This window comes from Streptomyces sp. NPDC059371 (assembly GCF_042751995.1).
Taxonomy (GTDB): Bacteria; Actinomycetota; Actinomycetes; order Streptomycetales; family Streptomycetaceae; genus Streptomyces.
Genome location: NZ_JBHYXD010000007.1, coordinates 1 through 13,233 on the forward strand (window position 1 = coordinate 1; position 13,233 = coordinate 13,233).

10 protein-coding genes are annotated in these 13,233 nt (G+C 73.2%); 6 read left to right on the forward strand and 4 right to left on the reverse strand.

Features of this window, described 5'->3' with window-relative positions; translation table 11 throughout:
- Nucleotides 1-110 precede the first annotated feature (110 nt).
- Nucleotides 111-3,707, forward strand: a complete 3,597-nt coding sequence (locus ACFXGX_RS06220; RefSeq protein ID WP_384785333.1) for a DUF5682 family protein — start codon at nucleotides 111-113, stop codon at nucleotides 3,705-3,707.
- Entirely contained in the window at nucleotides 3,704-5,818 is a 2,115-nt protein-coding gene (locus tag ACFXGX_RS06225; RefSeq protein ID WP_384785336.1) for a hypothetical protein, read from the forward strand. Before ACFXGX_RS06220 ends, ACFXGX_RS06225 begins: the two co-directional genes overlap by 4 nt.
- Here ACFXGX_RS06225 and ACFXGX_RS06230 read toward each other — a convergent pair whose 3' ends face one another.
- The 3 genes from ACFXGX_RS06230 to ACFXGX_RS06240 all read right to left on the reverse strand — a co-directional run bounded on the left by ACFXGX_RS06230 (nucleotide 5,819) and on the right by ACFXGX_RS06240 (nucleotide 9,191).
- Entirely contained in the window at nucleotides 5,819-6,268 is a 450-nt protein-coding gene (locus tag ACFXGX_RS06230; protein ID WP_384785339.1) for a response regulator, read from the reverse strand.
- Complete coding sequence (locus ACFXGX_RS06235) at nucleotides 6,265-7,875, reverse strand: CHASE3 domain-containing protein (protein ID WP_384785710.1); 1,611 nt, start codon at nucleotides 7,873-7,875, stop codon at nucleotides 6,265-6,267. The genes ACFXGX_RS06230 and ACFXGX_RS06235 overlap by 4 nt, the downstream gene beginning before the upstream one ends.
- A 98-nt stretch (nucleotides 7,876-7,973) precedes the next feature.
- On the reverse strand, nucleotides 7,974-9,191 hold the full coding sequence (locus tag ACFXGX_RS06240) for a PP2C family protein-serine/threonine phosphatase (RefSeq protein ID WP_384785342.1): 1,218 nt from the start codon (nucleotides 9,189-9,191) through the stop codon (nucleotides 7,974-7,976).
- Between the two features lie 164 nt (nucleotides 9,192-9,355).
- Here ACFXGX_RS06240 and ACFXGX_RS06245 point away from each other — a divergent pair, with 164 nt between their 5' ends.
- The 4 genes from ACFXGX_RS06245 to ACFXGX_RS06260 all read left to right on the forward strand — a co-directional run bounded on the left by ACFXGX_RS06245 (nucleotide 9,356) and on the right by ACFXGX_RS06260 (nucleotide 12,531).
- Nucleotides 9,356-9,988, forward strand: a complete 633-nt coding sequence (locus ACFXGX_RS06245; RefSeq protein WP_384785346.1) for a TOPRIM nucleotidyl transferase/hydrolase domain-containing protein — start codon at nucleotides 9,356-9,358, stop codon at nucleotides 9,986-9,988.
- Between the two features lie 34 nt (nucleotides 9,989-10,022).
- The gene (locus ACFXGX_RS06250) at nucleotides 10,023-10,988 is read left to right on the forward strand and encodes an NAD(P)H-dependent flavin oxidoreductase (protein WP_384785349.1); all 966 of its coding nucleotides are present in this window, start codon (nucleotides 10,023-10,025) and stop codon (nucleotides 10,986-10,988) included.
- A 300-nt stretch (nucleotides 10,989-11,288) separates the two neighbouring features.
- Nucleotides 11,289-11,894 (forward strand): hypothetical protein, encoded by a 606-nt coding sequence (locus ACFXGX_RS06255; protein WP_384785352.1) that lies wholly within the window; start codon nucleotides 11,289-11,291, stop codon nucleotides 11,892-11,894.
- A 100-nt stretch (nucleotides 11,895-11,994) separates the two neighbouring features.
- Nucleotides 11,995-12,531 carry a 2'-5' RNA ligase family protein gene (locus ACFXGX_RS06260; protein ID WP_384785355.1) on the forward strand — a complete coding sequence of 179 codons (537 nt, stop codon included), beginning with the start codon at nucleotides 11,995-11,997 and terminating at the stop codon, nucleotides 12,529-12,531.
- Nucleotides 12,532-12,574: 43 nt separating this feature from the next.
- Here the strand turns inward: ACFXGX_RS06260 and ACFXGX_RS06265 are convergent, their stop codons facing one another.
- On the reverse strand, nucleotides 12,575-13,006 hold the full coding sequence (locus tag ACFXGX_RS06265; protein WP_384785357.1) for a hypothetical protein: 432 nt from the start codon (nucleotides 13,004-13,006) through the stop codon (nucleotides 12,575-12,577).
- Nucleotides 13,007-13,233: the final 227 nt, after the last annotated feature.

Consider the following 13,233-nt stretch of genomic DNA (forward strand, 5'->3'; position numbering starts at 1 on the left):
CCCCGGGTCACTAACCCCCCGCACCCCGGGGGGCCGTCCCCCGCCCCGCCGGGCCCGGTGGGCCCGAACCTCTTGGGGTACGGCACCACAGCCCGGCGCTCGCCGCGGCGGTGCCCGCCCTGCTCGACGCGTGCGGGGCCGAGGTCGTGTGCGTGGAGCTGCCGGCCGACTTCCAGGCGTGGCTGCCGCATCTGGCCGCGCCGGGAACCTTCGCGCCGGTCGCGCTCGCCGGGGCCGATCCGAACGGCCGGCTCGGCTTCTATCCGTTCGCCGACTTCTCCCCGGAGCTGGCCGCGGTCCGCTGGGCACGGGACCGCGGAGCCGACGTCGTGTGCTGTGATCTGCCGATGTCCGATCCCCGGTGGAACGCGGACGGCCCCTTCCCGTCGGGTGACACGCGGTCCGCGGTGGCCGAGGAAGTCCCCGTCGCCCCACTCGTCTCCTTCGGGAACGCGCTCGCCGCGTCCGGGACCGGCCGTGACGGTGACGATCTGTGGGACCGCTGCGTGGAGGTCCTCGCCCCGGGATCCACCCCCGAGGCGATCCGCCGGGCCGCCCTCGGTGTCGGCTGGGCGCTGCGCAGCGACGCCGAGGCCTCGGGCGGCGCGCCGGCGCTGGACCTGGCCCGTGAGGCGCACATGCGTGAGTCGATCGCCCGCGCGGCGGCCGACGGGCGCCGGGTCGCCGCCGTCGTCGGCGCGTTCCACGCCCCGGCGCTGACGGCGACCGCGCCGGCGGCGGACGAGGGTCCGGACCTCGATCCGGCGTCGGGTTCAAGTTCAGGCTCAGGTTCAGGTTCAACCTCAGGTTCAGGTTCAGGTTCAGGTGTCGCCGAGGCGGTCCCGACGCGGGCCGACCGCGGCGTCCGTACCGTGAGCCCGGACGTCGTCACCTCCCTCGTCCCGTACGCCTTCGATCTGCTGGACTCCCGCTCCGGTTATCCGGCGGGTATCCGGGACCCTCGCTGGCAGCAGGCGGTGTTCCGGGCCGGAGGCGACCCCGAGCGGGTGCGGGAGGCGGCCGCGCGAGCGGTCACCGACGTGTGCCGGGAACTGCGCGCGGCCGGGCACCCGGCCGGCACGGGCGAGGCCGCCGAGACCCTGCGGATGGCGGACGACCTGGCGCGCGTCCGCGGACTCGCGGCGCCGGGGCGGGGCGAGGTCCTCGAAGCCCTGACGAGCGTGATGGGCCAGGGCGAACCGCTGGGCCGCGGCCGGGCTCTCGCGCGGGCGCTCGAAGTTGTCCTGGTCGGCACCGAGAGGGGCCGCGTCGCCCCGGGCACACCCCGCTCCGGGCTCGGCCCCCGCGTGGAGGCCGAGGTCGCCGAGCTCCGGCTGCCCGGCCCCGACGACCCCGCGGCGCGCGAACTGCGGCTCGACCCGCTCCGCTCCGCTCTCGACGGCCGCCGCGAAGTCCTCCTCCAGCGCCTCGCCGTGTGCGGCGCGGGCTACGGCGAGACCGTGGCGGTGGCCGGTACGGGCGACGCGTCCGCCCTCACCACCCGCTGGCGGGTGTCATGGACGCCGGCCGTCCCCGTACGGCTGGACCTGGCCGGGATGCGGGGTGTGACCCCGGCCCTGGCCGCCGAGGGCACCCTGCGGGAGACCTATCGCCGGGAATCCGCTGACGGCGGCCCGACCTGTGCCCATGTCCTCGCGGCGCTCGGCGCCGCCGCCCGCTGCGATCTGCCCGCGCTCGTGTCGGAGCGGCTCGACGATGCCGCCGCGCTGTTCCCCGCCGCGGCCACACTTCCCGAACTCCTCGCCGCGCTCGACCTGTTGGAGGCTCTGTGCCGCGGCCATCTGCCCGGCACCGGCCCGGACACCCGGCAGGCCGCCGCCGAACTGGCCACCGATCTCCTGGAGTCGGCGGTGCGTACCCTGCCCGGACTGGCGGGAAGCGACCGTCCTGAGGACACGGCCGCGCTGATCGAACTGGCCTCGCGGGCCGGTGAACACCGCCTCGGGCTGCGGATGGACGACGCACTCGGCACCCTCGCCCGCACCGGCTCCCCGCTCGTCCAGGGCGCCGCGCTGGCCGCCCGGGTGCTGCTCGACCTCGACGACGCCACCGTGCTCGGCGCGCGGACCGCGGGCTGGATCGACACGGCCACCGGTCCGGAGGCACGGCACGCGCTGGGCCGCCGACTCGGCGGGCTGCTCAGCGGCGCGGCCGCCTTGCTCCAGTCGGCGCCGACGGCGCTCGACCCGCTGCTCGACCGCGTCGACACCCTCGGAGACCAGGACTTCCTGGACCGGCTGCCGGCCCTGCGCGGAGGCTTCGACACGCTCACCCCCGCCGGGCGCGACCGTCTCCTGCACACCGTGACCGAGCGGCTCGGTGACCGTCCCGACCTGTCGCTCACCGCCTCACCGCACCTCCTGGCACTGTGGACGGCCGCGGACGCGGCGGGACTCGCGGCGCTCCGCGCACTGGGTCTGCCGTCCGACACGAACCTCGCCGAGGCGGGCGACTCCGGGATCCGCGCGGTCCCCGGCCGGCCCGAGGCCGAGCCCTCCGCGTCCGCACCCACCGCACCGCCGCGCTCCGCGGCCGCCACAACACCGTCCGCCCCGGTCCGGATCACGCCCGCCGACCGCTGGCGGCTGCTTCTCGGCCGCGAGACCGACAAGCTCCCGCAGAGCGCCCGCCGCTACGCGCACGCGCTCGACGAGCTGTACGGGACCGGCCGCGGTGAGGGCTCCTGCGACCTGGGCAGGGAAGGCGGTTCCTCCGGCCAGGGCGGCGGTCGGGAGGCGTCCTTCCCGACGGCCCGCGAGTGGGCCGAGGAACTGGAAGCGCTGTTCGGCGGGCAGGTCCGGGAAGAGGTGCTGGCCCGAGCCGCCGACCAGGGCCGCAGCGACGTCCTGGCCGAACTCGACCCCGCCTCGGTCCGCCCCTCGGTCGACCTGCTGACTTCGGTGCTCTCGCTCGCCGGAGGGATGCCCGAGAAACAACTGGCCCGTCTGCGCCCGCTCGTACGCCGTCTGGTCGACGAACTGGCCAAGGAGCTCGCGACCCGGATGCGCCCGGCCCTCACCGGGCTCGCCACACCTCGCCCCACCAGGCGGCCCGGGGGCCGGCTCGACCTGCCGCGCACCCTTCGGGCCAACCTCGCCCACACCCACCGCACGGCCGACGGACGAACCGTTGTGGTGCCAGAGCGGCCCGTGTTCAGCACCCGCTCGCGCAAGGAGGCGGACTGGCGCCTGATCCTCGTGGTCGACGTGTCGGGGTCGATGGAGGCCTCCGTCATCTGGTCGGCCCTGACCGCGGCCGTGCTGGGTGGCGTGCCCACGCTGTCCACGCACTTCCTCGCGTTCTCGACGGACGTGATCGACCTGACGGACCGGGTCGACGACCCGCTGTCGCTGCTCCTGGAAGTGCGGGTCGGCGGCGGCACCCACATCGCGGCCGGGCTCCGCCACGCCCGCTCGCTGGTCACCGTGCCCAGCCGGACCCTCGTGGCCGTGGTGAGCGACTTCGAGGAGGGGTACCCGTTGGGCGGACTCCTCGGCGAGGTACGGGCCCTGGCGAGCTCCGGGGTGCATCTGATGGGATGCGCCGCTCTGGACGACAGTGGCACCCCGCGCTACTCGGTGCCCGTCGCGCAGCAACTCGTCGCGGCCGGCATGCCCGTCGCCGCGCTCAGTCCCCTCGCCCTCGCCCGCTGGGTGGGCGACCGTCTCCGCGGAGAAGCCCGTTGAACCCCGAACTGCCTCCGGTGGCGCCCGATGTGGTCGCCTCCGCCGTGGAGGGCCTGACCAGCAGGCTGCGCAAGAAGCTGGACGCCACGATCGCGTCGTACGCGGCCCTGCCGGTCGTCGTCGACGGCGCGGTCCGGCGTGTCCGGTGCGGTGAGGCCACGGAGGTCGCTCTCACTCCCGGCGCGTCCGGCTCCGTCACGGACGCGGACCAGGTGGTGTGCAGTTGCCTGCTCGCACCCCGGTGCCTGCACCGGGCCGCCGTCCTCGGCGCCTGCCCGCTGGCCGACCCGGAAGCCGAAGCGGAGACCGCGGGTGACAGCGGGTCGCCGGGAGACTCCGAGACGGTCGCGGACGCGGGCCCCGAAGCAGCCCCCATCCTCGATTCCGGAGCCTCCCCCACCACCGGTCCCGGAGCCTCTCCGACCACCGGTCCCGGAGCCTCTCCGACCACCGGTCCCGGAGCCTCTCCGACCACCGGTCCCGGAGCCTCTCCGACCACCGGTCCCGGTGCATCTTCGACCGCCGTTCCCGGCGGGTCGCGCACCGCTGATCCCGCAGGGTCGCCCACGGGCGTCTCCGCTGCGGCGCCCACCGCCGAGGCCGTCACCGAGGCCGGGGAGGTGGTCTCCCTCACCGAGGCCCAGCGGGCCGCCGCCTCCGAACTGTGGGCGGCGGCCGCGGCGTTGCTCACCGCCGGGGTGCCCGCCGCGGGCGCGGTCCCCCAGGCCGAGTTGCTGAGGGCCGCGCACACGGCCCGGCTCGCCGGACTGCACCGCGCCGAGGCTGCCGCGCTGCGGGTCGTACGAGGGCTGCGTGGCGCGCGTGCCCGCCAGGACGGCCACCGGCTGGCCGACCTCGTCGCGCAGGTGCGGGAACTGCTCCTCACCACAGCCCTGCTGGGCGCGCAGGCCCCGGGGCCCGCGCTGATCGGCACCGCTCGCCGCGCCTACCGGCCGGGCGGCAGCCTGCGGGTCCACGGGGTCTGCAGTGAGCCGGTCATCGCCGCCACCGGCTACAGCGGCGTCGTCACCCATGTCGTCTCCGACGACGGCCGCTGGTACTCGGTCGCCGACGTCAAGCCCGGCGGACCCGCTCGCGCCCAGGGCGCGGCCACCGCGACCGTGGCGCTCGGTTCGGGAAACCTCGATCACGCCCAGCTCTCCCGCGGCGGGCTGCTGATCTCCGGCGCCACGGTGTCCTCGGACGGCCGTCTCGGCTCCGGCAAGGGGGTGCGGGCGACTCCGCTCCCGGGTGGGTCGTGGACCTCGGGTCCGCTCGCCGCGCTGTTCGAGCGTCCGCTGGCCGAGGCCGTCGCCGAGCGGCTCGGCGCGGCGCCGGACGCCGACCCGGAGCACACCGAGCAGGCGGCCCGGGAGCTGGTCGGCTGTGATCTGATCCTCGTCGGAGCGGTCGGTGATCACTTGATCGCCCGGGAGCTGCCCGCCGGACGGCCGGACACGGAGGGCATCCTGATGCGGCTGGCCCCGGCCGCCGACCACCCGGCGCTCACCCACACGGCCAACTTCCGCCGGCTCGCTTCCCGGCCGGGACTGCGGTTGCGGGTCGTCGGCCGTCTGGACCCGGACCGCGCCGCCACGCTCCGCCCGCTGGCCGTCGCCCCGCTGCCGGGAACCGAGGCGACCCTTCGGCTGCCCGCGGAGTGGCAGGGTCACGCCGACCTGGGCTACAACCGGCTGGAGGGCTCCCATTTCCCGCCACCGGATGTCGTGGGCGCCGCCGCCCTGCCCGCTGCGGACGGACGGAGCGACGAAGCGCCGGACCCGCTGGCGCAGGCCCCGCTGTGGCGGCTGCGGCGACTGGTCGAGGTCGCCGTGTCGGGCGGCCGAAGGGCCGTCGCGGAACCCGCGCGCGACGGCGATCTGCGCGGGGACGGGGCGGCGTTGCGGCGCGGTGGATTCCCGACTGCCGCGGACCTGGCGGCCGGCCTCACCGCGGAGGCCGACCGGCGCACCCGTGACGTCTTCGGCCGCACCGGCGGGGCCGATCCGGACCGCTACGCACGGGCCTGGCTCGCTGCGGCCGTCTATCTGGCGGGCGTCGAACGGGCCTTGGTGCAGGCCACCTGGCAGCCGACGGCCGCCAGGTCCTGATCAGCCGTTCTGCCGTGGCAGGCGCACCACCTGGACGAAAAAGTCGTCGATCTGGCGGACGGCCGCGATGAACTGGTCCAGGTCGACGGGCTTGGTGACATAGGCGTTGGCGTGCAGTTTGTAGCTGCGCAGGATGTCCTCCTCCGCGGCCGAGGTGGTGAGGACGACGACCGGGATGTGGGCCAGGGCCGGGTCCGACTTGATCTTCTCCAGGACCTGACGGCCGTCGTACTTGGGCAGGTTGAGGTCGAGGAGGATCAGGTCGGGCCGGGGTGCGTCGGTGTGGGCGGCGCGCCGGTAGAGGAAGTCGAGTGCCTCCTCGCCGTCGCGCACCACGTGCAGGGTGTTGCCGATCTTGTTGTCCTCGAACGCCTCCCGGGTCATCAGCTCGTCGCCCGGGTCGTCCTCGACGAGGAGGACGTCGATGGGGGTGCCGGCGGGAGTTGTCATATCAGGGCCTTGTCCTCTGTGCTGTCGTGAAGGGCGTGCGCCGTGTCGGCGGACGGGAGGGTGAAGCAGAAACGCGTGCCCTCGGTGTGGGTGGTGTCGATCCAGATGCGGCCGCCGTGATACTCGACGATCTTCTTGCACAGCGCGAGGCCGATGCCGGTTCCACCGTAGGCATCGCGGGCGTGCAGCCTCTGGAAGATGACGAAGACCTTCTCCTCGAACTCGACGGGGATCCCGATGCCGTTGTCGGTGACGCAGAAGCGCCAGGCGTCGGAGTCCTCCGGGTCTCGCGCGCAGGTGATGCGGATGTGCGGGGGGCGGTCGGGGTGGCGGAACTTGACGGCGTTGCCGACCAGGTTCTGCCAGAGCATCGTGGCCAGGGTCGGATCCCCGACGACCCGGGGCAGTTCGTCCGGCCGGTCGACGTGCGCGCCGCTGTCGGTGACCGAACTGTCCAGGTTGGCCAGTGCCTTGGTGAGGGCCTGGTCCAGATCGACCGGGAGGCGTGCGTCGTTGACGCGGCCGACGCGGGAGAAGGTGAGAAGGTCGTTGATGAGGATCTGCATGCGTTTGGCGCCGTCGACGGCGAAGTCGATGTACTGCCGTGCGCGGTCGTCCAGTTGGTCGCCGTAGCGCTTCTCCAGGAGCTGGCAGAACGAGGCGACCTTCCGCAGGGGTTCCTGAAGGTCGTGGGAGGCCACGTAGGCGAACTGTTCGAGTTCGGCGTTGGAGCGGCGGAGCTCGACGGCCTGCGCGTCGAGGTCGGCGGTCTGGCGGGCCAGGATCTCCCGCTGCTCGCGGGACGATCCCAGCTCGGCGACGATGCGCTGCCGCATGTTCTCGACGTCGCCCGCCACGGCGGTGAGGTCGATGGGCCCGCCGCCGGTGATGACATGCTCGAAGTCGCCCTGTGCCACCCGGCGGGTGGCGATCCGCAGGTCGTCCAGCGGGCGTGTGACGAGGATGCGGATCAGGACCGTCAGCACCACGCCGGTCAGCAGGAACACCACGACCATCGCGACGAGCACCGCGTCGCGGATCTTCCGTGAGGACGCGAGCTGGTCCTGGCCCTCGTCGACCGCCGCCGCCAGTCCGTCGATCTGCTCGGCCGACGCGCCGCGGATACGGTCGAAGGACTTCTTGCCGCGTTCGGCGGTCGCCGTGTCGATCGTGCGCGGCCGGCCCGGTGTGATGCCGTCGACAAGGGGTTCCGCGTAGGTGCGCCGCCATTCGGCCGCCCGCTTCTCGACCGTCTCCAGGTCGCCGAGCAGTTCGGGGCGGTCACCGATGAGGGCACGCAGCCGGGCGACGGCATGCGCCTCGTCCTTCCGGCCCTGTGTGTAGGGGTCCAGGAACTGGCGGTCCGCCGCGATGGCGTAGCCGCGGATCCCCGTCTCCTGGTTCACCAGGGCCGCCTGCAGCCGGTACGCCTCCGTCTGCGCGGGTTTGACGTCCAGGAGCAGATGGTCGGTGACCGAGGCCGTCCGCTGGAGCAGCCCGGCGCCGACCACGGCGCCCACGATCACCACCAGCGACATGAGCGCCAGTACCAGCCTGATCCAGCCCTGTACCGTCAGCCGACGTCCGGCCCATCGTGCGCCGGTCATGTTCCGTGTCCCGTCCTCGAATTTACTGTTCTCATGCTCGCTGTTCTCACGCTCGCTGTACTCACGCTCGCTGTACTCACGCTCGCTGTTCTCAAGCATCAGTCCCAGCGCAGATAGAGCACGGCGACGTCGTCGGCCAGGCCACCCTGCGTCTCGGCCAGTGCCTCGGCCCGGTCGATGAGTCCGTCGACGAACGCGGCCGGGGGCAGACCGGCCAGCTCACGGGCCATCGCCAGCAGTCCCTCCTCGCCCAGCCGCTCCGTGCCGCGGCCGACGCGCCCCTCGAAGAGGCCGTCGGTGAACAGCACCATCGCCGTGCCCTCGGGGAGTGCCACTTCCTCCACGGGCCAGCGTGCCCCGCCCGGAATGATGCCGAGCGCCGGGCCGCCCGGGACCTCCACCCACTCGACACCGCCGGTCCCGCGCAGCAGGACGCCGTGATGACCTGCGCGCATCATCCGGACGCTCCGCCTGCCGGGGCTGACACTGAGGATGATCAGCGTGGCGAAGACTCCGTTCCTGGCCCGCTCGGCCAGGAGGATCTCCTCGAGCCGGCCCACCTGGTCGGCGCCGGTCACACCGCTGAGCACCAGGGTGCGCCAGGCTATGCGCAGCGCGACCCCGAGGGCGGCCTCGTCCGGACCGTGCCCGGAGACGTCACCGATCAGGGCGTGCACGGTGCCGTCGGCGCTCTGCACGATGTCGTAGAAGTCGCCGCCGAGCAGAGCGTGCGCGCGGCCGGGGCGGTAGCGGGTCACGACCTCGACGCCGTCTCCGCGCAGCAGCGGGCGCGGCAGCAGTCCGCGTTCCAGGCGGGCGTTCTCCTGGGCCTGCATCTGGCTCGCCTGCAACGCCACGGCGTCCCGCTCGGCCTGCTTGCGCTGGATGGCGTAGCGGACCGCCCGTCCGAACAGTTCGGGCTCGACCCGGCCCTTGACCAGGTAGTCCTGCGCGCCGGCGGCCACCGCCGCCAGACCGGTCCCTTCCTCGGCGAGTCCGGTGAGGACCACGACGGCGACGTGTTCGGCGCGCTCGCGCACCCTCGACACCGCTTCCAGGCCCTGCGCGTCCGGGAGGTGCAGGTCGAGCAGCACGCAGTCGGGTACCTCGGACGCGAGCACATCGCATGCCTCGGCCATGGAGCGCACCCAGCGCAGGCGCATGCCGAGCGCGCTGTCGGCGACCATCTCCTCCACGAGCAGCGCGTCGCCCGGGTCGTCCTCGACCAGCAGCACCGACGGCTCTTCCGTCCCCCAGGCCGCGGCGCGCTCCAGCTCGGGCGAAGCCACGCCGGCAGCCCCGGGCTGCGACGTCATCATTGAATGAACCCCCACACCCGCCACCACTCCGCCGCTTCATGACGGACAACTCCGCGAGCATACTCACGCTCGCACGAACGTACGTGAGGAGGACTTCACGGTCGGCGCACCGCCGCCGGAAATTCGTTGCCCCCCGGGCGGGAGGGGCTCAGACTCGGCGCATGACCGACATGGGGGCGTTCCGGGAGACAGTCACCGCCTGGGCGGCCGGCGGCCCCGGTGACCTCGCGCACGAGCTGGCCGCGGGGCTGTCCGTGAAGACGGTCGTTCTCCTCGAAGGGCCGAGCGATCTCGCGGCGGTCGAGGCGCTCGCCGAGAGCCGCGGCCGGGACCTGGAGGCCGAAGGAGTCTGTGTCCTGGCGATGAACGGCGCCATGAGCGTGGGACGCTTCGCCCGTCTCCTCGGCCCAGCGGGCCTGGGCCTGCGTCTCACGGGACTGTGCGACGAGGCGGAGCGGGGCTACTACGCCCGGGCCTTGGAACAGACCATCACGGAAGGCACCGGGCCACAGCGGCGCGGGTTCTTCGTCTGCGCGGCCGATCTGGAGGACGAACTGATCCGCGCACTCGGCGTGCCGCGGGTCGAGGAGCTGATCCGGGCGGAGGGCGATCTACGGGCCCTGCGGACCTTCGTCCGCCAGCCCGCCCAGCGCGGCCGCTCCCCGCACCAGCGGTTGAGGCGCTTCCTCGGCACGAAGAAGGGCCGCAAGATCCACTACGGCCGCGTCCTCGTCGAGGCCCTCTCCCCCGACCGCGTACCCGCCCCGCTCGACGACTTGCTCGCCGACGTGTGACTGTTCCGGACGGCGCGTGGGGATGATGGCCGTCATGGCCTTGTCGACCGCGTTCACGACGTTGTTCGGTGTCGAGCATCCCATCGCTCTGGCGCCCATGGGCGGATCGGCCGGAGGTGAGCTGGCGGCGGCAGTCTCCCGTGGGGGCGGGCTCGGTCTGCTGGGCGCCGGAGGGGGTGATCCGGACTGGCTGGCGCGTGAGCTGCCGATCGTCGCGGGGGCCGGGAGACCGTGGGGTGTCGGGTTCCAGACCTGGGCGGCGAGCCTGGGGGTGATCGAGCAGACGCTGGAGTACGGTCCGGCGGCCGTGATGTTCTCCTTCGGCGATCCCGGCGCATACACCGAACGGGTCCGTGAGGCCGGCGCGGCCGTGATCGTCCAGGTCACCGATCTCGACGAAGCCAGACGGGCATTGGACCTCGGGGCCGACGTCGTCGTGGCGCAGGGTACGGAGAGCGGCGGGCACGGCGGGCGGCACGGGCGGTCCACGCTTCCCTTCGTACCGGTCGTCGTGGACCTGGCCCAGGGTGTACCGGTGCTGGCGGCCGGCGGGATCGCGGACGGGCGGGGCGTGGCGGCCGTCCTGGCTCTGGGCGCCGCCGGGGCGGTCATCGGCACCCGCTTCCAGGCCACGGCCGAGGCCCTCGTCGATCCCTCGACCGCCAGGGCGCTCCTCGACGGACGCGGTCAGGACACGGAGCGAAACCGCATCCTGGACATCGCGCGGAACTCCCGATGGCCGTCGAAGTACACGGCGCGCACCCTGGGTCACCCGTACCTCGACCGATGGCGGGGCCGGGAGGCGGAGCTCGCTGCGGACCCTGGTGCGGCACGTCTGGCGTATCAGGCCGATGTGGCGAGCGGCGACGTACCCACGCTGCCGGTCTGGGCGGGCGAGGGCGTCGACCTCGTCACCGAACTGCCGCCCGCGGCCGAGCTTGTCGCCACCCTCGCGTCCGAGGCCGGGCGGGCTTTGGCCCGAGCGGGACGCATCACCTGACCGACGCGACGCTTCGGCCGGAGTGTCCGCCACCGCCGCCGGGGGCTCCTCCTCCCTCTCTCACACACCACGCCATGCACGACTTCGCGAAAGACGGGAAGTCGTACTGACGGAATGTCACCATTGCCGCGGAAAAACCGATCGGGCCCGCCTCTCTGACCCCAGTCACCCTCTGACCCCCGCCGCCCTCTGACCCCCGTCGCCCCTGCCCTCCGTTGACCTCTGCCCCCGTCGATCCCCGGCACAGTGCCATCGCTCGTCCCCCGCTCGCTCCCCCATCGCCGGAACAGGAGCACGCCCATGCGCCTCTACGCACAGACCCCAGCGCGCCGGACCCGTCAGGTGGTCGCCGACCTGATCGCCGTGGCACTGATCGCGGCCGCGGTGAAGTTCGCCCTGGTGGTCCACCACGCGATCATGCTGCTGGCCGAGCCGGGGCGACAGGCCCAGAGCGCGGGCGACAGCCTCTCCGACGGTCTCGACGACGCCGGCGACGCGGCTTCGAAGGTGCCGCTCGTCGGGAACACCCTGAAGAAGCCGCTCCGGTCCGCCGCCGACGCGGCCACCGGCCTCTCCGACGCCGGGCAGTCGCTGGAGGACCTGGTGGGCCGCGTGGCCCTGCTGGCCGCGATCGCCCTGATCGTGCTCTCGGTGGCGTTCGTCCTGGTGCTGTGGCTTCCGCCGCGCGTGCGCTGGATCCGGCGCAGTGCCACCACCCTCCGTCTCCTGGACGCTCCCGGAGGCGCGGACCTGCTCGCGCTGCGCGCCCTGACCGGACCGCAGCGCGCCCTCACCGCGATCCCCACCCCACCGGGCGGCCTGGCCGACGCCTGGCGACGCGGCGACCGGCAGGCCATCGCGGACCTGTCCAGGCTGTCACTCAGGCAGGCAGGCTTGCGACCGTGACGACGGCGGCAGCGGCAGCGGCAGCGGCAGCGGCAGCGGTGCCGAACGTCAACTCTGAAAATCGGTCGCGGACCCCCTCGTCCGCGGATAGACAGGGACGATGACAGGCGACGACTCCAGCACCCATCAAGTAGCCCGGTCCGGCCTGGTGGTGACGGTTCCCGAGGCGGAGCCCGCTGTCCGAGCATGGCGGGACCGGCTGGATCCGTCCGTCGGTTCGGGTATGCCCGCCCATGTCACCGTGCTCTTCCCTTTTCTCCCCGAGAGCCGCATCGACGACGACACCTTGGCCGCCATCGCTGACGTCTTCGAGCGTCACAAGCCGTTCGAGGCGCGGTTCGAGGGCTGCGGGCGGTTCCCGGGGATTCTGTATCTCGCCCCGGAGCCGGCCGCCTCGTTCCGCGCGCTCACCGAGGCCGTCGTGGACCGGTGGCCCGAAACCCCGCCGTTCGGCGGCCAGTTCGCCGAGGTCGTGCCGCATCTGACCATCGCTCAGGGGCAGGAGGACGCCGACCTGGACGAGGCCGAGGCCGGCCTTCGAGACCGGCTCCCCGTCTTCACCCGCGTGGCGTCGGTCGATCTCATGGTCCATGACGGATCGCGATGGCGGCAGCGGGCGTCGTTCGCGCTGGGGTGATCCGGGAAGGGGAGACCGGCCGGAGAGAACACGGCGGGCGCGCTCAGTGGCCGAACGGGGGCTCGAAGCAACCCGATTCCGGATAGGGGCCGTTGGCGGACACCTGGTAGTTGGTCTTCTGCACAAATGCCGTGACGCAGGCGTCGTCATGGACGCGCAGGCCCACTCTCGCGCCCTCGTGCGTGACCTCCCTGCCGTTCTCGAAACGGGCGTCCATCGGCTTGACCAGCAGTGACCCGCCGAGCAAGTTCCCCTTGGAATCGAAGCGTTGCTCCTGGTAGCCCAGCTTGAGCATCGCGGCGCGGACCGACTTCGGGTCCCATGTCCCGTGCTGCCACAGCCGCTTGAGCACGGGCTCGATACGCGCGGCCTCCCGCTGGGCGTCCATGGCGCTCGCCGCCGACATCTCGCCCGAGATCCGGGAGCCGTTGTTCTCCCGGTAGTGCGGGGCTCCGTCGTTGGCTCCCGGTTCCACGTAGGGAGACCCGGCCGAAGGCGTCGGAACAGTTTCCGTGCTCGGGCGGGCGGTGGTCCCGCCGGATGCACCCGACGTGACACGCTCGGTTCCGCATGCCCCGAGCGCCGCGGCCGCCAGGACGGCCAGAGCCACCGCCAGGGCACCCTTTCCACCCCGCAGTGGCCGCCGTCCGTTCGCGTCTAACGCACCCTTGACCACATATGCCTCCGGTACCTCTGCGTCCC

Bases quoted from the DNA above. Each gene is read 5' to 3' on its own strand.
- ACFXGX_RS06230 (WP_384785339.1), bottom strand. From the start codon at position 6,268: ATGACAACTCCCGCCGGCACCCCCATCGACGTCCTCCTCGTCGAGGAC.
- ACFXGX_RS06235 (WP_384785710.1), bottom strand. From the start codon at position 7,875: ATGACCGGCGCACGATGGGCCGGACGTCGGCTGACGGTACAGGGCTGG.
- ACFXGX_RS06240 (WP_384785342.1), bottom strand. From the start codon at position 9,191: ATGACGTCGCAGCCCGGGGCTGCCGGCGTGGCTTCGCCCGAGCTGGAG.
- ACFXGX_RS06245 (WP_384785346.1), top strand. From the start codon at position 9,356: ATGACCGACATGGGGGCGTTCCGGGAGACAGTCACCGCCTGGGCGGCC.
- ACFXGX_RS06250 (WP_384785349.1), top strand. From the start codon at position 10,023: ATGGCCTTGTCGACCGCGTTCACGACGTTGTTCGGTGTCGAGCATCCC.
- ACFXGX_RS06255 (WP_384785352.1), top strand. From the start codon at position 11,289: ATGCGCCTCTACGCACAGACCCCAGCGCGCCGGACCCGTCAGGTGGTC.
- ACFXGX_RS06260 (WP_384785355.1), top strand. From the start codon at position 11,995: ATGACAGGCGACGACTCCAGCACCCATCAAGTAGCCCGGTCCGGCCTG.